This is a genomic window from Sphingomonas psychrotolerans (genome assembly GCF_002796605.1).
GTDB classification, from domain to species: Bacteria; Pseudomonadota; Alphaproteobacteria; order Sphingomonadales; family Sphingomonadaceae; genus Sphingomonas; species Sphingomonas psychrotolerans.
Genome location: NZ_CP024923.1, coordinates 1776528 through 1800523, shown reverse-complemented (window position 1 = coordinate 1800523; position 23996 = coordinate 1776528). Strand labels below are relative to the sequence as shown.

Genomic DNA, 23996 nt, shown 5'->3' with positions numbered 1-23996 from the left:
TGAAGTGGATCGTCGTCTCTTTCTATGTGGAGCGAGCGCAGTGTCGCTCGTCGGCGCATTTCCCGCCGTTGCCGTACCGCGCAGCCAGGCCGCAGCCGACAAGAAGCTGTCGGCGCTGCTCGACCGCTTCTTCTACGATCGGCTGAACGACGATCCCGAAGGCGCGACACGGCTGGGGCTCGATACCGGCGCGCGCGCCGGATTGCGCGCGAAGCTCGCCGACAATTCGGAGACCGGGCTGGCAAAGGCGGCGGCGCGCGCGAAACGCGAGCTGGCCGAACTACGCGCCATCGCCCCCGCGACCTTGTCGCCGGCGGCGCGGCTCGACCAGGAAGTCGTTGCCTGGCAGCTCGAACGCAACATCGCGGCGACGACGCGCTTCCGCTACGGATCGAACAGCGACGGTTTCTCGCCCTATGTGCTGAGCCAGCTTGGCGGCGCGTATCGCGACCTCCCCGATTTCCTCGACTCGCAGCACCGGGTCGAGAATGCCGCGGACGCCGACGCCTATCTCGCGCGGCTGGAGGCCTTCCCCCAGGCAATCGACAATGACAGCGCCCGTCAACGCGACGATGCGGTGCGCGGGGTGTTCGCGCCCGACTACATCCTCGATACCACGCTCAAGCAGATCGCCGCGATGCGAGACCAGGCGGCGGGCGATACGGTGATGGTGACGTCGCTGGCGAGCAAGCTCGCAGCGGCGAAGCTGTCGTCGGATCGCGTGGCGAAGGCTGAACGGCTCGTCGCCGAGCGCATCTACCCGGCGATCGACCGGCAGCGCGCGCTGGTCACCGAGCTGCGCGCCAGGGCGGTGCACGATGCCGGGGTGTGGCGACTGCCCGACGGCGATGCCTATTACAGCGCGGCGGCGCAGGCGGCGACCACCACCAGCCTCACCGGCGCGGAGATCCACCAGCTCGGGCTGGAGCAAGTCGCCGAGATCGGCGCGCGGATCGACGCCATCCTTAAGGCACAGGGCATGGGGCAGGGGACGGTCGGCGAGCGACTGGTGGCGCTCAACAAGCGTCCGGACCAGCTTTTTCCCAACACCGACCCGGGCCGCGAAGCGCTGCTCGAGGCACTGCGTGCACAGGTCGTGGCGATGCAGGCGCGGCTGGGTGAGCAATTCCGGTCGCTGCCCAAGGCGCCGGTCGAGGTGCGGCGGGTGCCCGAGTCGATCCAGGCGGGTTCGCCGGGCGGCTATTACCAGAACGCGTCGCTCGACGGCTCGCGGCCGGCGATCTACTTCATCAATCTGCGCGACACCTTCGATCGGCCCAAATTCGGACTGGCGACGCTGACTCATCACGAGGCGGTGCCCGGCCATCACCTGCAGGTGACGCTGGCGCTGGAGTCGCCGAACATCCCGCTGATCCGCCGCCGCGCGGACTTCAACGCCTATACCGAAGGCTGGGCGCTCTATTCGGAGCAATTGGCCGACGAGATGGGAATGTACGCCGGCGATCCGCTGGGGCAGGTCGGCTATCTGCAGTCGCTGTTGTTCCGCGCTACCCGGCTGGTGGTCGATTCGGGGCTGCACCACAAACGGTGGTCGCGCGAGCAGGCGACCGACTATTTCATGGCGACCACCGGCATCGCACGCGGCCGCAGCCAAGGCGAGATCGACCGTTACACGGTGTGGCCGGGACAGGCGTGCAGCTACAAGATCGGACACACCATGTGGGTGCGCCTGCGCGACAAGGCAAAGGCCGCGCAGGGGGCGAAGTTCGATCCGCGAAGCTTCCACGACGTGTTGCTCGAAGGCGCGATGCCGCTCACGGTGCTCGAACGCGTAGTGGACCAGCGCCTGATGAACGGGTTGGCGAGCCTTACCTGGGCGGACGGCTTCTCCCCTGTGATGCGCAGCTGACCGAGGTTGCGGGCGAATATAGGCGGTAGGTCAGCCGGTTCGGCGCGACGTCGATGACCTGATACGCCTGGGTGCGCGACGCCGTTTTTCGGGCCCAGGCGAGCGGCGCGACCTCGTACATCTTCGGGCCAGCCACCGAGACGGCATAAGTAGAGCCGGCCTTGTCGGCGGACGGACCGTTTGGCCCGATTGCGCCGCGTGCATATCCATGGTCGTGGCCCTGCAGCACAAGATCGACATGGTATTTGTCGATCAGCGGCTTCAACGCCGCGCGCACCTTCGGATTGTCGCGGCCGGGATCACTCGAAAACAGCGGGAAATGCAGGAAGAGCACCGTCCAGCGGTTCGGATTGTGCGCCAGCAACCCGTCGAGCCACGCCACGATCGACTTGCGCGCGACCTCGTCCCGATCGACCTGCATCGAATCTACCGAGATCAGCCGAAGTCCCTGATAATCGGTGTACCAGTTGGTCTCTCGCCCCGCCGGCAGATCTGCAGGGCCGTTATCCGGCAAGGTGAACTGACGGCGGCACTGGCGCGCCGTGCGGAACTGGAACCATTCGGACTATTGCGCGCCGTCGCCGACACGAAATTCGAACTCTCTGCGGGAAGAGGCAGGCGATGTCGCTGCTCGGGTGCTCAGTCTTCGCTTGATAGGCGCCCTGGCTCCGGCAAAAGCCGAGTCGGACGATTGCGGAACGGCCGCAATGCGCCGGTGGGTTCAACAGGCCCGCTGTAGACGGCGGACCAAGCTGGAGCGGGTCCGGCGCGTGCGATCTCATTTCATGGTCGACAGAGCGCGTGCTGCCCGATTCTCGAGAGCGCGATCGATGGCGGCCCGCGCGAGCGGGGTTATGATCTCGAAGCCCGGCCGATTGGGATGGAGGCCGTCATTGGACAACCCGTCCTTTATCCCGAGTTTCCCGTCCACCAGCGGGCTATGGTAATCGACATAGATCAGGTCGTTCTTCCTGGCATAATCCCGCAGCCAGCGGTTGAGCCAGACGATATGCGGACCCGGCATCTTGTCGCGCGCGCGTTGGAAGAAGGAAGCGGGCGTGACTGCCCCCAGGATCACCGTGATGCCATGCGCCCGAGCCAGCTCGACCATGGATTCGAGGTTCGATCGGGTAAGCGCGGTTCCGGACGGGTGGGAGATATCGTTGATGCCGCCCATGATGTGAACGACCGCGGGATGAAGATCGATCACGTCGGTGCGGAAGCGCGCCAGCATCTGGGTGGTGGTTTGTCCCGAGACGCCGCGATCGAGCACGTCACCGGTGAAGAGCGAGGGAATGGACGGCTTCCAGGACTCCGTTATCGAATCTCCCACGAAGATGACGCGACGGTCCGTGGCAGGCGGCAGCGATCGGTTCTCTTCCCGGTACCGGCACGCACCGTCGGGATCGATCCTCGACCATCGCATGTAATTGGCGCGGTCGCTTTCGCTTGCGGGAGGCATGGTCGTGATGTGCGGCTTCGGTTCGACGATCAGCGCCATCCGCTCGGGGCTGACCACGGGCATCGGCGGGCATGGCATTTCGTCCAGCGACCGGGGTTGCGTTTTGGACGAATTGTCCTGGGCATGGATCGGCGAAACCGGGATCGCGATGGGCACTGCCACCAGAACCGACAATGCGACGATGATTTTCATTTCCACTCCACGGGACCGTTCCGCCCTGAATAGCGGGACGGCTCGAATATCCAAATGCGAGAGGCGCCTGCGCCCGCCGAAGCAGGAACGAACCGCTGCGGCAGGTGCGGCTCTCATGCCGTCAATGCGGCGGGCAAGACTCCCGGCGCGGTTGTTCGGACAAGTTCAGCACTTCCCCTGACAGGGCGGTCAATTCCGCTTGTCGAGACTGGCCGTCACGTTCCAGCCGTTCGAAGCGCGAGATGATGTCGGCATAGGGATCGTAGTCCAATGCCGAGGCGAGCGCTTCGAATTTGAGCCAGATCGCACGCGCGGTTTCCTGCAGCTTCATCGCGATTGCTCCCTGTCCAAAGCGCTTGATCGACCGGTGCCTTGTGCCGGAACTGGCGCATCGCGCGTTTCCGCCCGCCAGCGCGAAAGGGCATCCAGCGCCGGTCTCAGGCCAGCGGCCAGATCGGCGAGCATGTAGATCTGGCTGGCGTACGGTGGGGGCAAATGGCGCCGCTCGACGAGCCCCGCGCCTTCCAGGGCGCGAAGCCGGTCGGTAAGGATGTTCGCACTGACTCGCGGAATCGCCGCCCTAAGGTCCGAGAACCGATGCTCGCCCGCGTTGAGACGGAGCAGGATCTGCAACGTCCAGCGTCCTTCGATCTTCTCGAGCGGATCTTTTCTCATGACGGTGCGGTGGTCGGAGATTGTCAGGCTGCTCGAGCGCAGCGCCGCCAATGATCCGCTCTCGTGGCAAGACGTCGCAATCGGCTCATCGGATTCAGGCACGCTCATGCTGTCGCCACCGCTGCCGGAGCCGGGGACGGGCTCTGCGCATCGGGCTTGATCCGGTACCAGAGCGTGTAGAGCGCCGGCAGGAAGACGAGAGTCAGGATCGTTCCGACCAGCGTCCCGCCGATCAGCGTGAAGGCCATCGCGCCCCAGAATACCGAATGGGTGAGGGGGACGAAGGCGAGGACCGCGGCCAGCGCCGTCAGGATCACGGGACGGGACCGCTGCACGGTTGCCTCCACCACGGCATCGAAGGGCGTCCGGCCCTGCTGCCGGTTCTCCTCGATCTGGCCGATCAGGATCAGCGTGTTGCGCATCAGGATGCCGGCCAGCGCGATCATCCCGAGGATGGCGTTGAAGCCGAAGGGCTGGCCGGTCAGCAGCAGTGTCGGCACCACCCCGATCAGCCCCAGAGGCGCAGTCAGCAGCACGATCGTCATGGCCGAGAAGCTGCGTACCTGCAGCATGATGACGATCATCATCAGCAGGATCATGATCGGGAAGATCGGCGCCAGCGCCGCATTGGCCTTGCCCGCCTCCTCGATCGAGCCGCCCATGACGATGTGATATTCCGGCGCCAGCGTGTCGATGACCGGCTGGAGCTTTTTGAACATGGCGGTCGAGACGTCGGGGGGCTGCAGACCGTTGGCGATGTCCCCGCGCACGGTGACGGTCGGCACGCGGTCCCGGCGAAGCAGGATCGGATCCTCCATGCGCAGCTCGAGCTTGCCGATCTGGCTGATGGGAACGCGCTGGCCGTTCGTAGCGGTCAGCGTGAAATCGCCGATGCGCGCCGGATCGAGCCGTGCCTTCCCGGCGGAGCGCGCGACCACGTCGACGGTGCGGATATCCTCGCGAACCTGGCTGACCGTCACGCCGGAGAGCAGGAATTGAAGCTGTTCGCCGACATCGCCCGAGGTCAGGCCCATGGCGCGAAGCCGATCCTGATCGAGCACGAAATGCAAGGTCGGCACCCGCTCGCCCCAATCGGTGTTGACGGTGCGCATCATCGGGTCCGCGACCATGATCGCGTGAACCCGGTCGGAAATGGCACGCACCTTGTCGACATCGGGGCCGCTGACGCGGAATGCCACGGGGTAGGGTGAGGGGGGGCCGAAGACGAGCTGGGTCACGCGCACTCGCGCCGCAGGAGCGAGGCCCCCGGCCACGGCGCCGCGCAGGCGCTCCTTCAGCGCGTCGCGGGCCTCTTCCGATGGTGTGCGGACGACGATCTTGGCGAAGGACGGATCGGGCAGTTCAGGTGAAAGCGACATGAAGAAGCGCGGCGCGCCCTGCCCGACATAGGCGGTGATGACCTTCGCCTCGGGCTGCTTGCGAAGCCAGGCCTCGACCTGTTCCGTCGCGGCGCTGGTCTGCTCGATCGACGTGCCCTTGGGCATCTGGACTTCGACCAGAACTTCGGGCCGGTCGGAGGCCGGGAAGAACTGTTTCTTGACCAGCACCATGCCGGCGCCCGCGACAAGGAAGGCTGCCAGCGTTGCGAGCGTCACCAGCCGGTTGCGCGTCACTGCCCAGCGGACCCAGCTGCGCAGCTTCCGGTAGCGCGGCGTTTGGTAGATCGCCTCGTGGCCGCCCGCGACCGGTTTGATCGCCGGCAGCAGCTTCACGCCCATATAGGGGGTGAAGACGACCGCGACGACCCAGGAGGCGAGGAGGGCGAAGCCGACGACCCAGAAGATGTTGCCGGCATATTCGCCGGCGGTCGAACGGGCGAAGCCGACCGGCATCAGCCCGATCACCGTGACCAATGTGCCCGCCAGCATCGGCGCCGCGGTGTGGCTCCAGGCATAAGACGACGCCTTGATGCGATCGAAGCCCTCTTCCATTTTCACGACCATCATCTCGATGGCGATGATCGCGTCGTCGACGAGCAGTCCGAGGGCGAGAATCAGCGAGCCCAGCGTGATGCGGTCCAGCACCCGATCGGTCGCCCACATGATTATGAGGGCGATCGCGAGCGTCAGCGGCACCGCGCCCGCCACGACGAGACCGACGCGCCAGCCCAGCGCGATGAAGCTGACCACCAGCACAATCGCCAGCGCTTCGAGGAAGGTCCGCATGAACTGATCGACGGCCTCGGAGATGTTCACTGCCTGGTCGGATACAGGTGCGAAGGACATGCCCAGCGGCAGCTCCGACGCGATCGCCTCGACTTCTGCCTTTAGCGATTTGCCGAGATCGAGCCCGTTCCAACCCTCGCGCATGACGACGCCCAGCAGCAGGGCCGGTTCGCCCTGGCTGCGGATCAGGAAGCCGGCGGGATCCTCGTAACCGCGCCGGACTTCGGCGACGTCGGAAAGACGCAAAGTCTTGCCTTCGGCGACGATCGGCAGGGCGCGGATCTTTTCGAGATCGTCGAACGCGCCGTCGAGCCGGATCAGAACTTGCGGTCCGTTCGCTTCGATCGCGCCCGCGGGCGTGATCAAATTCTGCTGCGCCAGCGCGGTGAATATCGCGCGTGGCGCGATACCCAGCGTCGCCAGCCGGTCCTGCGCGAACTCGACGAAGATGCGCTCGGGCCGTTCGCCGACGATGTTGATCTTCTTGACGCCGGGCACGTGCAGCAGTCGCTGGCGTAGCGTCTCCGCCTGCCGGGCAAGATCCCGCGGCGCCTCCCCCTTCGCCTTCAGCGCATAGAGCGCGAATGTCACGTCGCCATATTCGTCGTTGACGAAGGGACCGGCGACGCCGCGGGGCAGCTTCGGCGCCTCGTCGTCGATCTTCTTGCGCGCCTGGTAGAATTCCGCCTGGACCTCGGATGGGGGCGTATTGTCGCGCAAGGTCAGCGTGGTGAATGCAAGGCCGGGGCGGGTGAACGTCTCGCTGCGATCGTACCAGCGCAGCTCCTGCAGGCGCTTTTCGAGCGGCTCGGCGACCTGATCCTGCATTTCCTGCGCGGTGGCGCCGGGCCAGGCGGTCACCACGGTCATCACCTTGATGGTGAAGCCGGGATCCTCGGCGCGACCGAGGTTGAGGAACGCGACGATCCCGGCGAGGGTGATGGCGACGATGAAGAACAAGGTGACCGCCCGCTCGCGCACCGCCAGCGCGGAGAGGTTGAACCGGCTCTTCTGCTCGGGAAGGTCGCTCAACGGACCGCTCCCGCGTCGATCCGGACTGCCTGACCCTGGTGGAGCATGTGCGCGCCGAGCGCGACGAAGCGCTCGCCCGGCCGCAAGCCCGCCGACACGATTGCTGTCTCGTCGGTGATCGTGGTGAGGCGCACCGGGCGCCAGCTGACCTTGGGACTCGCCCGGTCGGCGACGACCCACACGCCCGGCCCGTGCCCGCGATCGTAAATGGCGCCGAGCGGGACCGAGATCGCGGCCTGCTGGCCGGGGATATCGAGCCGGACGGTGACGGTCGAACCCAGCGGTGCGTTCGCGGGCGTGCCCGCAAGGACGAATCTGGCCTCGAACGTCCGGGTCGCCGGGTCGGCGGCGTCGCTCAACTGTCGCAGCTGCGCTTTGCCGGCCAGCCCGCCATAGGTCCGCGCTTCCGCCACTGTGCCGAGCGCGGGGTGAAGCGTTTCGGGCAGCGCGACGATCGCCTCGCGCGGACCGGACCGCGCGAGCCGGACGACGGTCTGGCCCGCGCCGACCACTTGCCCCGGTTCGGCCAGCGTCGCGGCGACGATGCCGTCCGCGTCGGCGACCAATGTGGTATAGCTAGCGTCGTTCCGGCTGACGCGCGCCTGCGCCTCGGCCGCAGAGAGTTGCGCACGGGCGGCAAGGGCGGCTGCCTTGGCCTGATCATAGGCAGACGCGGAGACCGCGCCCGCCGAAACCAGATCACGGTAACGCTGTTCGTCGGCGCTGGTCTGGACCGCGCGGGCGCGCGCCGCCGCGACCGTGCCGGCCGCCGCCTGCGCCGCGAGCGAATAATCGGTCGAGTCGATCCGCATCAGCTGCTGGCCTCGACGCACGGCCTGCCCGGCGTCGACCAATCGGGCCACGACCTTGCCGCCCACGCGGAAGGCGAGATCGCTCTGCACACGCGCACCGACGACTCCGGTGAACTCGCGAGCGCTTCCTTCAGCCACGCCGGCGGCGGCGATCCGCACCAGTGGCGCCGCGGTGCGAGGGTCCGCATCGGACCGCCCACACTCGGCCAGCGCGCCGGCCATCATGCCAATGACTATGACCGTCCGTGCGGAAAGCAATGTCGACACGCTGGTTTCTCCTGTTCAGGCGGAACCAGATGTCACCTAGTGACCAATATGTCAACTAGTCACATTGAACCTAGGGCGAACCTAGGGCGCGAGACTGCGCAGGACGAGGCCGGTCACTTCGACCTGCGCGTCGGGCAGGAGATCGAGGCTGCGCTCGAGGAAGAGCGGATCCATGAAAGGCATCAGCGCATAGAAGATCGATCGGCGGGTCTCGTCGAGCGGAGTCTTGCGCTCGAATTCGCCGCTTTCGCGACCCTGCTTCAGAATGTCTTCGAGCAGGCGCTGCAGGCGCTCCTTATAGGCCTGCGTCGCCGCCCATTTTTCCGACGAGGCATGTGCGGCGATCTCGTAGAGCTTGCGATCCGAGAAGAACAATTCCACCCCGGCGCCGGTCACCGTCTTCGCGAACCGGCGGAATTTGTCGGTCGCGTCCTGGCCCTGCTCCACCGCGTCGCGGACCTGAGTGAACACCTGGTCGAGGCAATCGGCGCAGATCGCCTCGCCGATGGCCTGCTTCGATTCGAAGAACCGGTAGATATAGGCTTTGGAGAAGCCGATCTCTCGCGCGAGGTCGGCGACCGTCGTCTTGGCATAGCCGTAATGCGCGAAATAGTCGTGCGCCGCCGTGACGATCTGGTCGCGGACCGAATGTTCCGCCGGCCCGCGGGCGGCGATCTTGCGTGCGTTCTGTATACTCATTGCCGAGACTTAGCGTGAATGTGCCCGATTGACAAACTGTGACTAATAATGTCAATAGTCACATCTAACTTTGGGCGGACCCGACCATGCGAATCTCACCTTTGTCCCTGATTGCGGTCTCGACCGCGGCCCTGCTCGGGGGCTGCGCCGTCGGCCCGGCCTATGTCGCGCCGCAGATGACGGCGCCGCCGGCCTATCTGGGCGGGGCTGCCGTCGACGCGAAGGCGGAGGGGGCGGCGGCGGTCGATCTGGTCCATTGGTGGCGGTCATTCGATGACGCCCTGCTGGCGAGCCTGGTGGAGCGGGCGCTGGCCCAGAATCTCGACCTGCAGCAGGCGCGCGCCCGGGTCGGGCAGGCGCGCGCCGCGCTGCGCCACGCCAATGCCGACCTGCTTCCCGCCGGCCAGGTCAGTGGCCAGGCAAGCGAGTCCTGGCAGTCGCTTGAGACGCCGCAAGGCAGGATCGCTTCCGCCTTGCCGGGGTTCGAGCGGGAGGCGCAGGGCTATGAGCTGAACCTCGGCGCGAGCTGGGAGCTCGACCTGTTCGGCGGCAAGGATGCCGCGCGCGACACCGCGCGGGCGGATTGGCAGGCATCCGCGGCGGCGGCCGTTGCCGCGAGGCTCGCCGTCGCGGCGCAGACTGCCGACACCTATGTCGCGGTTCGCGGCCTGCAGGCCCGGCTCGCCGTCGCGCGCGGTCAGCAGGACGTCCAGCAGCGGCTGGTCGATCTCGTCGCGCTGCAAGTTCGCAAGGGCGTGGCGGCGGAACTGCAGTTGCGGCAGGCGGAGGGTGCCCTGGCCCAGGTCAGGGCCGCGGTGCCTGAACTCGAGCAGGGTCTCGAGATCGCGATGAACGCGCTGGACATACTCCTCGGTGTCCAGCCGGGATCGACCCGGCCCGAGCTCGCGGCCGCCGCGCCGATCCCGGTTCCGCCCGCAGTTTCGAGCGCGGGCGGGCCGCCGGCCCTGCTGCGCCGGCGCCCGGACATCATTGCCGCCGAACGCACGCTCGCGGCCTCGAACGCCCGGATCGGCGTCGCGATGGCCGAATATTATCCCAAATTCTCGCTCGGCGGGCTGCTCGGTACGGCAACCATGGGGCTCGGCGGATTGTTCGGCGGCAATGCCACCCAGGCCAGTGGCATTCTCGGGCTGCGCTGGCGGCTGTTCGACTTCGGCCGTATCGATGCCGAGATCGCAGCTGCGCGAGGCCGCAATGCCGAGGCATTGGCCGCGTACCGTCTCACCGTCCTTCGTGCTTCGGAAGATGTGGAAAATGCCTTTTCGGGCCTCGTCAAGCAACAGGCCCGCGCGCAGATCCTCAGCGAGGGCGAGCTTTCGCTGGGCAAGGCCCGCGCGTCGGTTTTTGCAGCCTACAAAGGCGGGGTCTCCAGCCTGCTCGATGTGCTCGACACCGAACGGCGCCTCCTCGAAAATCGCGACAGCGGAATTCAGGCACGGGCGGCTGCTGCGCGCGCTGCCATCGCTTCCTTCCGCGCCCTGGGGGGCGGGTGGGACGCTCAGGCGACGTTCCGCGGAGCCGCTGCGTCCGGTCATTGAGCTCCAACGCTCACTCCGGAAGGAACGTAGGGGGGTCGGCTTCATCTGTGCGAGGAGAAATGGTGGCGCGCTCGCGCGCACGCTGGTTGCGATTGCACACGCGGTCAGACTGGCGCGTCAAGGGGTTGCGAGCACATTCAGGAACCGCGCCGAGCGAATAGGAGGGTGCGTCAGCGGGCGCCCGGCACGATACCATCGGCAAGTGGAAAACGGTCCGCGCGGCATAACGGCTATGCCCGGTGGTAGACGGCGCTCGTCTTCAAGATGCAATCTTGCGGGAGCAGATCGACGGCTTCGGATCCGGCTTACTCGCAGGGCACAATGTACCTGACGCTTCCTCTCCTGCTCGCTTCCGCCAACGTGGCGCCGGTCCAGCTGGCTAGCCCTGCCGCCATTTCCGGCCTGCCGCGCTATCAGAACGGCGGTACCTGGGACTCCGGGCACGTGCAGGGCATCGCGGTCGACGTGCAAGGCGGCTACATCTATTATTCCTTCACCAATCTCATCGCGAAATATGATTTCAGCGGGAAGCTCGTCGGCACGCTGGTTGGCTGGACGGGTCATCTCGGCGATCTCGACTTCAACGCCGCGAACGGGAAGCTCTACGGTTCGCTCGAGTATAAGAAGGACAAGGCCTTCTACATCGCGGTGATCGATGTGCGCAGACTCGACCGAATCGGGATCGAAGCGAGCAAGACCGGAATCTTCCGCACAGTCTATCTGCCCGAAGTCGCTCGGGACTATTCGGCAGACCTCGATGGGGACGGCAAGTTCGACGGCGACATCGCCGCGACGCCCGATCATCGCTACGGATGTTCTGGCATAGATGGAGTGGCGTTCGGTCCGGCGTTCGGACGCAGCGACGGTAAACGCTACCTCACCGTCGCTTACGGCATCTACGGCAACACCGGCCGGGCCGACAACGACCATCAGGTGCTGCTCCAGTACGACATCGCCGATTGGGACCGCTATGCCAGCCCGCTCACCGAGGTGGCTCCGCATCGCCATGGACCCGCCATGGCGCATGGCAAATATTTCGTCCGTACGGGCAACACGCAGTACGGCGTGCAGAACCTGTCTTATGACGAGATGCTGCAGCGATGGTTCCTCGGCGTGTATCGGGGGAAGAAGCCTTCCTTTCCCAATTACCTGCTGTACGCCGTCGACGCGCGCGAAAAGCCCGTGCGCGCCGATCTTGTCGGAGTGCCGGGTTCCGGCGGCAAAGGCCGGGAGCAGGGTATGCTGCTCCGCCTTGCCCAGGACGGGCTCAAGGACCCGGCCACCAGCATCCGCGGATGGAACCAGAAAGCCGATGTCGGCTCGCAGCCCGTCGGCCAAGGGCTGTTCTACTTCTCCGTCAACTCCGGCGGCAAGGGACAGCAGAGCGCCGACCTCACGCTGATGCGCTGGACCGGCGACGCGCAAAGGCCGTTCGTTCCGGCGACGGGGGAGGAGCGGCAATGACCGGCAAAGGCTCCGGCCGGCGGTGGAGCAGGCGCGTTCGAAGCCTGAGTGTCACAATCGCGGGCTAGGCATCGCCTCGAATCAAGCGGTGCCGTCCGGTCGTCCTGACCGGCTTGCTCCGCAAGCGGACGAATGTCCGGTCAGGGTCAGGCATGAACGGCACCGACAGGGAAAGAGCACGCTGGCTGCTGCGCAATATCCTGCCGCACGAGCCTGCGCTTCGCGGCTGGCTGGTCCGGCGCGTGCTGCCGGGGCTCGATGCCGACGACATCATCCAGGAAGCCTATACGATCCTCGCCGAGCTCGAGACCGTCGACACCATCCGTTATCCACGCGCCTATTTGTTCCAGGTCGCGCGATCGGTCATCACCCGCCATGTCCGCCGCACCCGGATCGTCCCGATCCATGCGGTCGACGATCTCGAACGGTTCGATCCTCCGGACGACGCGGCCTCGCCCGAACAGCATGCGATCGCCCGGGACGAATTGCGCCAGCTCGCCCGCGCGCTCGCGGCGATGCCGGCCAAGACGCGCGAGGCTTTCATCCTTCGCCGTGTCGAAGGCTTGCCACAGCGAGAGATCGCAGCGCAGATGGGCATATCGGAGAATACGGTCGAAACGCATATTTCACGAGGCATCCGATTCTTGATTGATTGGTTCGGGCGTGGCGGAAAGGCACCGTTCCGAACCTCTAGGCAGATGGAACCGGAGATTGCCGCGTTAGATGGCCGAGCGAGAAACCAGTCGAGACATTGATCAGGCGGCGTCCGAATGGATGGCGCGACTGGATCGTGGGCCGCTGACCCCGGAGCAAGGCGAAGCCTTTCAGGCCTGGCTGCAGGGCGATCCCCGCAGCAAGGGCGCGTTGCTGCGCGCGCAGGCGCTGTCGATGCTGAGCGAGTCCGCACAGGCGCTTGGACCCGATTTCGACCCCGCTCCATTCGAGGAGCCCCGGCAGTCGCCCCCGGGCATCTCCCGCCGCAAGACGCTGATCTGGGCGGGCGGGGCAGTGGCTGTGACCACTGTGGTGGCTCTGGGGCTCAACATTCCTCCGGCGGGGGCAATGATAAGCACCGGGAGGGGAGAGATTCGTCTGGTGCCGCTCAAGGACGGCTCGACCGTGCTGCTGAACACCGCGAGCAGCATCCGGGTCAAGGACGATGCGGAAGCGCGCCGCGTCACGTTGCTCGAGGGCGAAGCCTATTTCTCGGTAGCGCGCGATCCGCGGCCCTTCACCGTCGACGTCGACGGACGCCGGCTGCGAACGACTCAGGCGGGGTTCCGCGTCCGCAAGCTCGGCGGAAGCCCCGTCGACGTGCTGGTGGATCGCGGCCACGTCGATCTTGCGGCGCCGAACCGGGTCGACGTGGCGCTCGGCGCCAATACGCGGCTGCTTCTGTCCGACGATCGGTCCGCGGCCGAGCGGCCGCAGCTCATCGCGCCGGAGATCGTCACGCGTGAGCTTTCCTGGCGCGAGGGCAAGCTGGCTTTCGAAGGCGAGACGCTGAAGCAGGCGGCGGACACCTTCGCACGCTACAGCGACATCCGCATCCAGATCCACGATCCCGAGCTCGCGCGCGAGCCGGTGACTGGATTGTTCGCCGCCAACGATCCCGTGGGGTTCAGCCGTGCCGTCGCGCGCGTATTCGATGCCACGCTCGAACAGCAGGGCGACAAGATCGTCCTGGCGCGCAATGGTGCAGCGCATTAAAAATCTTCTGCTCTGATAGCGGAACCGGCCGGCTGACGGCTCTCAATCCCCGAACGTCGCGACCAACGCGACGATATTGGGGGTCGACCAAATGCATTCTCGTCATTTCCTCCGCTGTGGAGTTGCCGTTGTCGCGCTTGCGATCGCTGTGCCTGCCGTTGCGCAGGAGCGCATCTTCGATATCCCGGCGCAGCCGGCGGTTCGCGCCATTCCGGCACTCGCCCGCCAGGCGCAGGTGCAGATCGTCGCGCCGGCGCGCGACCTGCAGGGGATTTCGACGCGGGCGGTCAAAGGCCGGATGGACGTTCGCACAGCGCTTCGCCGCCTGATCGCGGGCACGCCGCTGCGGATCGACACCGACGACGGCCAGATCATCACGCTGCGATCTTCGAAAGGCGCATCGACGGGGGCAGGGCAGGTGCAGAGCGTCGGCACCGGCAGTGTGCGCGGCCGTGTCTTCAACACTGCGACCGGCGAGTATGTCCGCAACGCCGAGGTCCGTGTCGAAGGCACGACGATCGGCGTCCTCTCCGCGGATGACGGCGATTTTCGGCTGATCGGCGTGCCGGCGGGCGAAGTGACCGTCGTGGTCCGGTACACGGGTCTTCAGGAGGCGCGTGCTGTCGCCAATGTCGTCCCTGGCGAGGTCGCCACGCTCGACATCCAGCTGCAGGCATTTTCCGATACGGCCAGCGTGGCCGACGACAATGAGCTGGTGGTCACCGCGGTTCGCTCGGGCCAGGCCAGCGCGATCATGGAGCGCCGTGCCGCGCCGAACGCCAAGAACGTCGTCGCCGCGGATAATTTCGGCGCGCTCACCATGGGCGACGTGGGCGAGTTCATGAAGAATATGCCGGGCATCTCGCTCGATTATACCGAGGTGGACGCCACCGCGGTGCGCATCGGCGGCCTAGATCCCAAATATTCGACTTTCACCACCGACGGCGCCCGCATGGCGACGGCCACGTCGAACAACAATAACGGCCGGCAGAATTCGTTCGAGCAGATGTCGATCACCGGCATCGACTCGATCGAACTCAACAACACGCTGACTGCGAGTATGGACGCCGACTCCCCAGGCGGTAATATCAACCTGCGCAGCAAATATGCGTTTCAGCGCAAGGGGCGGCTGCTGCGCTTCCAGCTGGGCGGTGTGGGCACTTCGGATTCGGGCCTCTCCTCGGCCTATTTTCCCGACGACAAAAAGCATGCGCGGATCTATCCGTCGGCGCAGATCGGGTATGCGGACGTCTTTCTCGACGGCACGCTCGGCGTGGCGTTCAATGCCAGCTACAACGCCAATTACGTCCAGCAGGACCGCATCCAGACCGACTGGTCGTACCTCGCCAATGGGCGGGTGATCCCATACCAGGTGATGTGGCGCCCGGGTCCGAAATTCACCCATCGCAAGGCCGCCAATCTGAGCCTCGATTACAAGGCCAGCGACAAGCTCACGCTCTCGCTGCGCAGCAATTACTCTCTCTACGACGTCGAATATTTCAACCAGTACACTTTCCTGATCTTCGGAACGACCACGTCGACGCGCGCGACTGCGGATTCCACGCCGATCCATATCGTGGTCAACCCCAACGGAACGACCGCCACCCGGCTGCACACCCAATATTCGCACCGCTATGCCGGCACCCCGGCATGGCTGGTGGCGCCCAAGATCGAGTATAAGGACGACAGTTTCGAGGCGGTGCTGCGCGGCAGCTATTCGAGCTCGGAATTCAACTTCCGCGACAATTCCAAGGGCTTCTTCCAGCGCACCGACAGCTGGCTGACCCGGATCGGCTTCACGATGGACCGCCCCTCGGTGGATTCCAATGCGTGGACGCTGACCCAGACCGCCGGCCGCCCCTGGGGCGACCCGAGGAGCTTCAATCGCGACGACGATATCAACAACAACGTCCGCACGTCCGAATCCAACGCCGTGAACGAGATGTATGGCGGCAATCTCGACCTGAAGAAGAAGTTGGATGTCGCCGGTGTGCCGTTCACGCTGCTGGGCGGCGGGGGGCTTCGCCGCAACGACTGGCGCACCAATGAAGGCTCCTTCAACCAGTTCCAATATGTCGGCTCCACTGGTGACCTGACCCAGCGGGCTCCCGAAGCGGTGATCCCCTGGACGCAGAACTACCAGTTCCAGATGCTCGGCTTCGATGCGGGCAATATGAACGCGCAGAACTGGCGCGCCGACAGCAACTACGCGACCTACGACATCTTCAAGGCGCATCCGGAATATTTCGTGGCCGACACGGTCGGCAATCTGAAGCGCGACCTCGACAACAACAAGCGCGTCAAGGAAGACGTCTTCGCCGGCTATTTCGAGGTTCAGGCGCGCACGGGCCGGGCGCGGTTCGATCTCGGCCTGCGCTACGAGAAGACGAAGACCGGCGCGAAGGTCGCCAATATCCGCCCGGTCAAGGACGTCACTGCGGCCGGCCTCTCGATAAGCACCGTCGAGGGCCTGCTATACCAGTATAATGGCGGCACCTATTCGACGCGCCACGGCGAGTATGACGACTGGTTCCTGAGCGGCGGGATCAAGTACGACTTCACAGACAATCTGGTCGGCCAATTCGCCTACAGCCAGTCGATCCTCCGGCCAGATTACGGCAATCTCGGCGGCGTCGTCTCGGTCAACGACGACACCCAGATCGTCAGCGTGCCGAACACGCTGCTCAAGCCCGAGCATTCCACCAAATATTTCGCCGGGCTGCAATATTTCCTCGAGCCCTCGGGCGTGGTCGGCGTGTCCTATTACCGGCTCGACATCAAGGACATGCAGGTGACCGGGATCACCGTCGATCCGCAGGATGTCGGCTACAGTGCGGGCGATTATCCCGGCTACATCTTCCGCAGCGCGCAGAACGCGCCGGGGATCAGCACCAACGAAGGCGTGATCTTCGAATACGATCAGCAGTTCAGCTTTCTGCCCGGCGCGCTCAAGGGCTTCGGCATGCGCGCCTCGCTGACTGTGATCGATCCCGATGGCGAGCGGGTGAACATGCCCAAAAAGGCAGCGAACTGGGGCTTCCGCTACAGCTATGACGGGTTTGACGTGCAGTTCACCGGCAACTGGCAGGACAAGTATCGCACCAGCGCGCTGAGCAACACGCCGACCACCGCGAATAACGGCATTCTCTACCACGCCCCGCGCGAGCTGTGGAATCTCAGCGCCAGCTACAAGATCGACAAAAACTTCGAAGTGATGCTGGCGGGGCGCAACGTCTTCAACGCGCCCGACGTGATCTATTCGAACGTCCCCGGCCGGGTGCAGCAATACACCATCTACGGTTCGATGTGGAACCTCGGCATCAAGGGTACTTTCTGATGGCGCTCAATATCGATCGCCGCAGTCTCATCGTCGGCGCGGGTCTCGGGCTGGGCGCGCTCGTGCTGCCCGCGGGCCGGGGCCTCGCGCAGCAGATCCTCGGCGCGAAGGGCTTCACGCACAATGTGGCGAGCGGCGAGCCCGGCCCGGATTCGATGCTGTTGTGGACGCGCTATGTCCCCGCGGCCGACGATCACACGGTCCGGCTCGAGGCCGAAGTCGCGCTGGACTCCGATTTCGCCAGGCCGGTCTCTGGCGGCAGTGTGCAAACCGGTCCGTGGCGTGACTGGACCGCGAAGATCACGGTCGACGGGCTGAAGCCGGGAACGGTCTATTGGTACCGCTTCGTCGCGCCCGACGGCAGCAAGTCGCCGGTCGGGCGCACCAGGACGCTGCCGGTGGGCGACATCGGCCGCTTCGGGCTCGGCGTGTTCTCGTGCTCGAACCTGCCATATGGCTGGTTCAACGCCTATGGCCATGCCGCCGCGCGGCAGGACCTCGATCTCTGGCTTCATGTCGGCGATTACATCTACGAATATGGCACGCCGGCAGCGACCGACGTCCGGGTGCTCAACGAACGTGCGCTGGCACCGGGGCACGAGATCCTGGCCATTGCGGACTACCGCATGCGCTACGCCTGCTACCGCGCCGATGCCGATCTCCAGCGGCTACACCAGATGGCGCCGATGGTGGCGTTGTGGGACGATCACGAATCCAGCAACGACAGCTGGGAAGGCGGCGCGCAGAACCACCAGCCGGCAAAGGAGGGGGACTGGAACCCGCGCCGCGCCGCCGCGATGCAAGTCTATCGCGAGTGGATGCCGGTGTCCGACGAGCCATGGAAAGCCTATCCGATCGGAACGCTCGCTACGCTCTACCGGACCGAATCCCGCCTGCTCGCGCGCACCCGGCAGGCCGATATCGGCGCGACGTTCAACGCGGCCGATCCCGACGCCGCGCTCAAGGCGTTCCGCGACGGAATCTGGCAGGACCCGTCGGCGACGATGCTCGGATCGACGCAGGAAAGCTGGCTGGCGCATGCGCTGAAAGCCAATGCACGCGCCACCGCCTGGCAGCTGCTCGGCATGGCAACGATTCTCGGGCGGACGGTGATGCCGCAGGAAGCGGTGAACTGGCTTCGTCCCGATGCCAGCGAGAAGAACGTCGCGAGCTTTCGGAACAATGCGCGCGCAGCGAAGCTGGGCCTGCCGATGTGGATGGATCGCTGGGACGGCTATCCCGCGGCACGTTCGCGGCTGCTCAAGGCGGCGCAGGCGGCGGATGCGGATCTCGTCATGCTCTCCGGCGACAGCCACAATGCCTGGGCCTATGCGCTGATCGAGGACGGCAAGCCCGCCGGCGTGGAGTTCGCCGGCCATAGCGTCACTTCGGGAGGAATGGAGGGCAGCATGGCCGCCGATCCCGCCATCGTCTCCCGAGGATTCATCGCCGCCAATCCCGAACTGAAATGGGCGGATACCAGCCAGCGCGGGTATATGATGCTCGAAGTCACGCCCGAGCGAGTCACCGGAGAGTGGCTGTTCCTGCAGACGATCAAGACCAGAAACCCGGCCCTTGCAGGCACGCACCGGATGCACGTCCGACGCGGGCAGAGAGCCTTCGCGGACTAAGTCGGAACAAGCTTGGACGGGTTCTGTCGCGGCAGCTCTCCAGGCTCATTTCCCATAAGCTGCCAGACCGGTGACGGCTCAATATCCGACGACCGAGTAAGGAAGGGAGCAGCATGGCGCAGAGCTCCATCAACGCGGCGCGAAAGGTCTCACGGCGTCGCAGAGTGTCCGCTACCTTTAGTGCTACGTTGGAAGATGACCGCGGCTCGCGATGGGCGCCAAGTCATTGAAAATGGCGATGGGCGCGTTTGAGTTCGACCAATGACCCGCTGATCGAAAAGAGCAGGTGCAGGGCTACAAGGGTTTCTCGACGAGCGGCAACAGGATCAGCGTGATCCGATCGTGACCGACCGCGATATCGAGCGTCTCACCCGCCACCACGTCGATCGGTTCGGGAAAGCTGTGCAGCACCTGGAGCCATCCGCCGTCGGTGTAGCGATCGGGGTGATTGTCGAACGACACGCCTTGCAACAGATCGATGTGCATCCACTGGACGATGCCAATCGCGCGCCCGCTCACGGTGACCGGTATGCGCAACCGTGCAAGCATGGCGTCATGCTTCTTCTGCGTCAGGTCAAGGCGTACCAGTTCCAGATCATCCGACAGGCGGTCCCATGCTGTCATCGTGCCGTGAAGCGGCAGGCGTTGTGGAGCGAAGGCAGTGAAGGCGGAAAGATCGAACCCGGACACGCTGCCCACAAAGGCATAGTCGGCGAGGTTTTCGCTCGCCACAAGGCATCCCATCGCGCTTGCCGCGCGCGGTATCACGATTGCTTCAGGCGCGAGCAGGCGGCGATGGGCGTCCTCGAAGGTGTCGAGCACTTTTTCCGTCAGCAGATCGCTCGAAAGGATTTCCGAGACGAGGATATCGGCCGGCGCGTCGAGTTCCGCGCCAACGGTGAGTTCAGTCGACGGCTTGGCATGGACCGTGATGCGATCAGCATAACCGTTTTGGGCGACGATCTGCTGCGCCATCTCGGCGATCATGGGCTCCATCTCGCACGCCACCACTTTTTGTGCCCCGGCACGCGCGGCCATCAGGGACAAGAGGCCGCTGCCTGCGCCGATATCGAGCACGCACGCCCCGGGGCCGGCGACGCCGATCGCGCCCTTTATGGCGGCCTCGAACGCATCGTTGCGCGGCGCGTCGTTCATCATCGGGATGTGCCAGAAAGGCACCGATCCCGAGCCGAGCCGTCGAATCTGATGGCGCAGGTGCAGATTGTCGGGTTGCAGCGCGAGCGCGCGGCGGAAATGCCGGATGGCTTCAAGGTTTCGACCCGCATCCGCCAGGACCACGGCCAGATTACCGATTGCGATCGGATTGTCGGGATCGATCGCACAGGCCCGCTCGAGCGTGGCGATCGCCTCAGGGGTGCGGCCGAGCCAGTGCTGCGTCAGCCCCTTTTCATGCAAAGCCACGGCATGATCGGGCTCGATCGCGAGAAACTGGTCCCAAGCGGCGAGGGCATCTTCGGCGCGCGAGAGACGCCCGAGCAGGCCCGCAAGCAAAGGCAGCACTTCGGCTGCGCGGTAACCCTGCGCCAGCACGTTACGATAACCCGATTCGGCGCCTTCGAGATCCCCCTGCTCGTGCAGCGCCATCGCTTCGGCGAGCGCCGCGCGTGCCTCGGTCAGGTGGTCAGGGGAACGCAGGTCGGTCACGTTGATTGTCCTTGAAGTCGGTGTCGAGGCGCGTCCTGCTCGATATGCCAATCGCTGCCGCTAGTGATAGCCTCCGTATAACTTGTCCGCTGACCCGAAAGCCCCGATCGCTCAGCGGTTCGGTGCGGTCATCGCTGCCACGACCGATTGACCGTCTGCTTTTCCCACACGAGCGCCTGAAAGCCGCCAGTCGGCAACCGGCCCATGAGCCGCCGGGGCGCTGTCGCGCAACGTGCGCACGTGCGCGGCGCGAAGGATTGCTTCACCGACATTGCAGTGCTGGCCGGCGTCCACCGCAAGTGGCGTGCGATGCTGCGCCACGGCGCAGAGGCAGGCGACGCCGATGCAGCGGTGCGAGCCGCCATGGAGGCTGCGATCCGTACAGGCCGCCCATTAGGGGGACGAGATGTTTGTCGAGCATCTGGAAGCCGCTTCCGGCCGCGCCTTGAAGCGCCGCAAGCCCGGACCCAGACCGAAACCGGATCCGTGAATTTAGTATAGTGTCCCGGAATTACAGGACGCGCTCTTCAACGCGCTAACGGAGGAATTAGGGCCGCGAGCGGAAGTTCGCGCGAGACTGCAGATACGATTCGATGCCGATTTCGGCCATATGAAAATGGTGCTGCGTTATTGTTGATCGCCAGGAACGCCCGGAAGCGGTTCATGGGCGTCGACTTGACCGCCAAAAACACCTGCTTTCGGTGGTGCTTTCGAACTGCTGTTATCGTCACCGGAAGCTTTCGACAGTCTACCGAAAACCCTTTGATGTTCTTGTAGAAATCTGCCCGTCGCCGAGTGGCCTGGCGCCCGCGGGAAGGGCAAAATCGGACCGAGTCCGAAGTGGCAGGGGCGCTCGGATTCGAACCGAGGGCCTTCGGTTTTGGAGACCGACGCTCTAACCAACTGAGCTACGCCCCTGTGCGGTTCGCGCCTTTAACCCCGGCGCGCGGGTCCGGCAAGAGGCCTCAGGCGGCAGCGCTGCTGCCCGTCGCGTGCATTGCCAGCACGCGCGCTTCGTGGACGGGAAGCGGCCTGCCGAAATAATAGCCCTGGACCTTCGAGCAGCCGAGCTGCTGCACCATCAGATGCTCTTCTTCGGTCTCGACTCCTTCCGCGGTCGTCGCCATGCCGAGGCTGTCGGCCAGCGCCACCACGGCGCGGATGATCGCGATGGCCTCCTTGGTGCCCTTGGACGCGCCCTGGACGAAGCTGCGGTCGATCTTGATCGAGCTGAAGCGGGTATGGGCGAGATAGCCGAGCGACGAATAGCCGGTGCCGAAATCGTCGAGGCTGAGGCGGACGCCGAGATCGAGGATCTTCTCGAGCACTTCGATCGCCACAGTGCCTTCGCGCATGAACACGCTCTCGGTCACTTCGAGCTCGAGCCGCTCGGGCGGGAGGCCCGATTGGGCGAGCGCTTGCGCGACGACGCTGACGAAAGCGGGATTATGCAGCTGCTCGGGGCTGACATTCACGGCGATGCGCACGGGTATGTCCCAGCGCGCGGCCTCGTCGCAGGCGGTGCGGAGCACCCATTCGCCGATCGGCGCGATCAGCCGCGCTTCCTCGGCCAGCGGGACGAACTTCACCGGCGAGACATTGCCGAACTGCGGATGCGTCCAGCGCAGCAGCGCTTCGAAGCCGGTGAGCTGGCCGGTGGCGGCCACCACCACCGGTTGATAGGTGAGATGCATCTCGCTGTTTTCGACCGCGCTGCGCAGCGCGATCTCGAGCACGCGACGTTCCTCGGCGGCCATATGGAGCTGGGGCTCATAGGAATGGAAAACACCGCCGCCTGCGTCTTTCGAGCGGTAGAGCGCAAGGTCGGCGGAGCGGATCAGCATCTCGGCGGTGCGCCCGTCGCGCGGGCCCACTGCCAGCCCGACCGAGGCGCCGATATAGAGCGTGTGCTGGTCCACTTCATAAGGCTGGGACAGCGAATCGATGATCGTCTGGGCGAGTTGCTCGGTGCGTTGGGTGTCGGTCGCGTCGCGCACGACCACGGCGAATTCGTCGCCGCCGAGCCGGCCGATCATCTCGTTCTCGGTGATCAGCAATCTCAGCCGTTCGGAGACACGGCCGAGCAGCCGGTCGCCGACCGGGTGGCCGAGCGTGTCGTTGACTGCCTTGAAGCGATCGAGATCGATCATCATGAAGGCGCAGCGCGAGCCCCATTTGTCGGCATCCGCCATCGCGCGCGAGAGCGTCTCGTTGATCAGCAGGCGATTGGGCAGCCCGGTCAGGGTATCGAAGCGCGCCATGTGGTTGATCTTGTCCGCCGATCTGCGCGCCTCGGTGACGTCCGAGCCGACGCCGCGGAAGCCGATGAAAGCGCCGCGTTCGTCGTAGCGCGGGCTGGCGGACATCTCCCACCAACGCTCGTCGTGATTGACATAAACCGGCAGAAGCAGATCGCGGAAGGGATCACGTGCCTTCAACCGCTCCGCGAGCTCGCGCAGCCCCGGCGCGAAATTGCCGTCCTCCCAGGTGGGTCCCGCGAGCACCTGCAGGAACGGGGTGCCGTTGATCGTCTTGGGATCGGCGCCGAGCGAGACCGCAAATCGCGGATTGGCGCGCGCGACGCGGCGCTGGGCGTCGATTTCCCATAGCCAGTCGGATCCCGAATCCTCGAACTCGCGCAACAACAGGCTCACTGTCTCGTCGCGCTCGGCGAGGGCCATTTCATTGGCGCGAATGACGACCAAAGCGCGCCCGCGCCCGAACGTGGCGATGGCAAGGAGCGTGGTGAACAAGGCGGCGGTGGCGGCGAGCACGGGTGGGCCGGAAAGCGCCAGCATCGTAGCGACCGCTGCGCCCACGATCGCCACGAATGCGATCGTCGCCAGCGGAAGCGCGGCCATGGCAACCGCCGAGGCGGTCATCAGCAGCGAGAGCACCACCCAGAGACCAAGCACCGCATCGGCATCGGCGGCATGGCCGAAGGCCAGCGGCGGGATCGACCAGATCGCACCGAGCGAAATTCCGTCGAGTACCGTCTCGCGGACGTCCTTGAGCGACCCGGTGACCGCGTCGCGATGGTGTTTCGCCAGGCGCCGGAAGGCCACCGCGCAGGCGACCGCAGCGACCACGGCGCTCCAGCTGGCGAGCTGCCATAGCGGCACCAAAGGCGCGAGCAGCATGGTGATGAGCGAGGCGCCGACGACATTGGCCGCCAGCATGAACAAGGCGAGCTGGCTGCCGGCATGCAATTGCGCCGCGCGAATCGGGCCCCAATCGATGGTGTCGGCCGGATCGTAGAGTCCAAGCAGCGCTCGCGCGTCGATACGCGGCCTGGCGAATTGGGAAGTCGTCTGGCTGGTCACCCGACGGGGATAGCCCAGCGGAGGTTAGCGAGAGGTTAGGTTCCCGGCGAAAACGGAGGAAACTTGGCTTCCGGCGGGCCGGCGGACCGATCGGGCCGGTCCGCCGCCAGCC

The 23996-nt window shown here is 65.4% G+C and carries 16 protein-coding genes and 1 tRNA gene; 7 read left to right on the top strand and 10 right to left on the bottom strand.

The annotated features are described in order from the left end of the window. Positions 1-4: 4 nt before the first annotated feature. Positions 5-1870, top strand: a complete 1866-nt coding sequence (locus tag CVN68_RS08210) for a DUF885 domain-containing protein (RefSeq protein ID WP_100281764.1) — start codon at positions 5-7, stop codon at positions 1868-1870. Here the strand turns inward: CVN68_RS08210 and CVN68_RS08205 are convergent. The 7 genes from CVN68_RS08205 to CVN68_RS08175 all read right to left on the bottom strand — a co-directional run bounded on the left by CVN68_RS08205 (position 1830) and on the right by CVN68_RS08175 (position 9195). Next, positions 1830-2384: a metallophosphoesterase family protein gene (locus CVN68_RS08205; protein WP_158298793.1), complete on the bottom strand. Its 555-nt coding sequence runs from the start codon at positions 2382-2384 to the stop codon at positions 1830-1832. The two genes, CVN68_RS08210 and CVN68_RS08205, sit on opposite strands and share 41 nt — an antisense overlap. A gap of 264 nt (positions 2385-2648) precedes the next feature. Continuing rightward, positions 2649-3641, bottom strand: a complete 993-nt coding sequence (locus CVN68_RS08200; protein WP_100281762.1) for a GDSL-type esterase/lipase family protein — start codon at positions 3639-3641, stop codon at positions 2649-2651. Between the two features lie 4 nt (positions 3642-3645). Further along, positions 3646-3855, bottom strand: coding sequence for a hypothetical protein (locus CVN68_RS08195; RefSeq protein ID WP_100281761.1), 210 nt, complete (start codon positions 3853-3855; stop codon positions 3646-3648). Further along, the gene (locus tag CVN68_RS08190) at positions 3852-4307 is read right to left on the bottom strand and encodes a winged helix-turn-helix transcriptional regulator (RefSeq protein ID WP_233503637.1); all 456 of its coding nucleotides are present in this window, start codon (positions 4305-4307) and stop codon (positions 3852-3854) included. The genes CVN68_RS08195 and CVN68_RS08190 overlap by 4 nt, the downstream gene beginning before the upstream one ends. Further along, positions 4304-7417: an efflux RND transporter permease subunit gene (locus CVN68_RS08185; protein ID WP_100281760.1), complete on the bottom strand. Its 3114-nt coding sequence runs from the start codon at positions 7415-7417 to the stop codon at positions 4304-4306. Before CVN68_RS08185 ends, CVN68_RS08190 begins: the two co-directional genes overlap by 4 nt. Continuing rightward, complete coding sequence (locus CVN68_RS08180; protein WP_233503636.1) at positions 7414-8496, bottom strand: efflux RND transporter periplasmic adaptor subunit; 1083 nt, start codon at positions 8494-8496, stop codon at positions 7414-7416. Before CVN68_RS08180 ends, CVN68_RS08185 begins: the two co-directional genes overlap by 4 nt. An 81-nt stretch (positions 8497-8577) precedes the next feature. Further along, positions 8578-9195, bottom strand: a complete 618-nt coding sequence (locus CVN68_RS08175; protein ID WP_100281758.1) for a TetR/AcrR family transcriptional regulator — start codon at positions 9193-9195, stop codon at positions 8578-8580. Between the two features lie 101 nt (positions 9196-9296). Between CVN68_RS08175 and CVN68_RS08170 the strand changes: the two genes are divergently transcribed. From CVN68_RS08170 to CVN68_RS08145, 6 genes are all read left to right on the top strand, one after another. Next, complete coding sequence (locus CVN68_RS08170) at positions 9297-10754, top strand: efflux transporter outer membrane subunit (RefSeq protein WP_233503635.1); 1458 nt, start codon at positions 9297-9299, stop codon at positions 10752-10754. A gap of 321 nt (positions 10755-11075) precedes the next feature. Continuing rightward, the gene (locus tag CVN68_RS08165) at positions 11076-12218 is read left to right on the top strand and encodes a hypothetical protein (protein ID WP_100281756.1); all 1143 of its coding nucleotides are present in this window, start codon (positions 11076-11078) and stop codon (positions 12216-12218) included. A 152-nt stretch (positions 12219-12370) separates the two neighbouring features. After that, positions 12371-12973, top strand: coding sequence for an RNA polymerase sigma factor (locus tag CVN68_RS08160; protein ID WP_100281755.1), 603 nt, complete (start codon positions 12371-12373; stop codon positions 12971-12973). Positions 12974-12992: 19 nt separating this feature from the next. Continuing rightward, entirely contained in the window at positions 12993-13928 is a 936-nt protein-coding gene (locus CVN68_RS08155; RefSeq protein ID WP_233503634.1) for a FecR family protein, read from the top strand. Positions 13929-14076: 148 nt separating this feature from the next. Next, positions 14077-17265, top strand: a complete 3189-nt coding sequence (locus CVN68_RS08150) for a TonB-dependent receptor domain-containing protein (RefSeq protein WP_233503633.1) — start codon at positions 14077-14079, stop codon at positions 17263-17265. Continuing rightward, positions 17265-18896 carry an alkaline phosphatase D family protein gene (locus tag CVN68_RS08145; protein ID WP_100281752.1) on the top strand — a complete coding sequence of 544 codons (1632 nt, stop codon included), beginning with the start codon at positions 17265-17267 and terminating at the stop codon, positions 18894-18896. Before CVN68_RS08150 ends, CVN68_RS08145 begins: the two co-directional genes overlap by 1 nt. A 294-nt stretch (positions 18897-19190) precedes the next feature. Here CVN68_RS08145 and CVN68_RS08140 read toward each other — a convergent pair whose 3' ends face one another. From CVN68_RS08140 to CVN68_RS08130, 3 genes are all read right to left on the bottom strand, one after another. Further along, positions 19191-20561 (bottom strand): protein arginine N-methyltransferase, encoded by a 1371-nt coding sequence (locus CVN68_RS08140; protein WP_100281751.1) that lies wholly within the window; start codon positions 20559-20561, stop codon positions 19191-19193. Between the two features lie 841 nt (positions 20562-21402). Next, a tRNA-Trp gene (locus tag CVN68_RS08135) sits at positions 21403-21479 on the bottom strand. Between the two features lie 47 nt (positions 21480-21526). Beyond that, entirely contained in the window at positions 21527-23884 is a 2358-nt protein-coding gene (locus CVN68_RS08130; protein ID WP_100281750.1) for a putative bifunctional diguanylate cyclase/phosphodiesterase, read from the bottom strand. Positions 23885-23996 lie beyond the last annotated feature (112 nt).